At 59.8% G+C, this 1,570-nt stretch carries 3 protein-coding genes; all 3 read right to left on the bottom strand.

The features are described 5' to 3' along the window. Window positions 1-428 precede the first annotated feature (428 nt). Complete coding sequence (locus BLS48_RS34590; RefSeq protein WP_091586694.1) at window positions 429-1,073, bottom strand: FMN-binding negative transcriptional regulator; 645 nt, start codon at window positions 1,071-1,073, stop codon at window positions 429-431. Next, window positions 1,054-1,275 (bottom strand): hypothetical protein, encoded by a 222-nt coding sequence (locus BLS48_RS34585; protein ID WP_091586692.1) that lies wholly within the window; start codon window positions 1,273-1,275, stop codon window positions 1,054-1,056. The genes BLS48_RS34590 and BLS48_RS34585 overlap by 20 nt, the downstream gene beginning before the upstream one ends. Before the next feature lie 120 nt (window positions 1,276-1,395). After that, a partial coding sequence (locus BLS48_RS34580; protein WP_208604721.1) for a PLP-dependent transferase occupies window positions 1,396-1,570 on the bottom strand: 175 nt, incomplete at its 5' end.

Genomic DNA, 1,570 nt, shown 5'->3' with positions numbered 1-1,570 from the left:
GAGAACACACTTTGGAAAATCAGCTGATCGCAGGGGCCAATGTGTTGCTTGATACCGCCAAGGAGCTGGTTGCCTCGCCCCCCTGTCTAGCTGCAACGCCGGCTATCATCATGCAACCATCGACCGACGGCCCAGATCCCAAGTTCTTCCGTTGGTCAGGCCTGTGGCCCTCGTGTTCATACCACCCAATGGGGCCGGCGGTACTGACGGGGTCACAGCTATCCTGGCATACGGCTTGCCGTCAGTTTCGGCAACAACGCCCGGTCTGGTCTGGCCGAATCAAGAGTCGAATCCTTGCTGCATGCCAGAGCAGTAGAGCGTGGTCTGCGCCTGCGTGAGCAAGCCGCCTTTGGCTCGGCTATCTGGTGTCTCGGCGCCAGCCGTGAAGCAGCTACAGAAATACGCTGCGACCTGGCGGCTCGGGGGCTTTAACTCTGTTCGGACTTGCGGGCTGCGGCCCCCAGCATCGCCGGACCGACACCCATGTCGCCCTGCGCGACAAGCACTTCGCCGACATTGCGAATGTCGCGCGGCTCCTTCGTCTGGCTCAACTTCGCTTTGCCGACCAGACGCGTAATCTCGATCTCCAGCCCGACGATTTCCTTGACCAAGGTATCAATAAAGTCTCTTGGCGCATCCCCCATCTTCCATGGGACGGGCTGGGTTGATTCATGCCGGTGGGTCAGTTTCGCCACGTTCCGACGCACAAAGCGCTCATCGTCGTGAACGGTGATGCGTCCATGTGCATGTGCGACGAGGTAGTTCCAAGTCGGCACCTGCTTGTGGAACTCGTGCTTGCTCGGATACCACTGCGGAGAAATGTAAGCATCGGCGGCCCGGAACACGACGAGAACCTCATCGCCGGTCGCCACGTCCTGCCAGACCGGGTTGCTGCGCGCGACGTGACATCGAAGCACGCCGAATTGTCCTGCCGAACTGTCGAGTTCGAAGGGGATGTGATTGGCGTCCAGCCCACCCGATCCATGGGTGATCAACACGCCAAGTGCGGTGTTTTGGATCAGATCAAAAAGAACCTCACGGTTGGGCTCTTCGTTAGGCGGCGGGACATACATGGTTGTTCCTTTCGATGATTTCAAAGTTCACGACTTGCGGCACGCTCGCTGATCGCAGACGTACCAGTGCGTCGGCCATCTGGTGCTTCACCGCGGTAGAAAGCAGCATGACTGGACGCGAGGGCTTGGCGCGGCAGATGTCGAGCAATTCAGCGAGTGCATAGACCACGCCAAAGCTCCGATATGCCTTGAGGAGTTCCATCAGCGGGGCCAGCGCCGCGTCGATCCGGCGCGCTTTCGCGTGGTCGCCCTGATGGGCGGTCCTGAATTTTCATAAGGTCCCATCGTTAAGGTCCCATCGTCTTGTTCGTGGCGCTCGGCATCAATCCGCGGCCAGCGCCTGCTGCAGATCCGCAATCAGGTCGGCTGCGTCTTCGAGCCCGACCGACAGGCGCATGAGGTCCTCGCCGACACCATCGGCCAAATGCGCATCCGTGCGAATTGATTTGCGCGCACGGGTGAGGCTTGCAGGGTGATAAACAAGGCTGTCAGCGTCA

It is taken from the genome of Mesorhizobium qingshengii (assembly GCF_900103325.1).
In the GTDB taxonomy this organism is placed as follows: domain Bacteria; phylum Pseudomonadota; class Alphaproteobacteria; order Rhizobiales; family Rhizobiaceae; genus Mesorhizobium; species Mesorhizobium qingshengii.
This window is presented reverse-complemented; position numbering and strand designations above follow the sequence as displayed.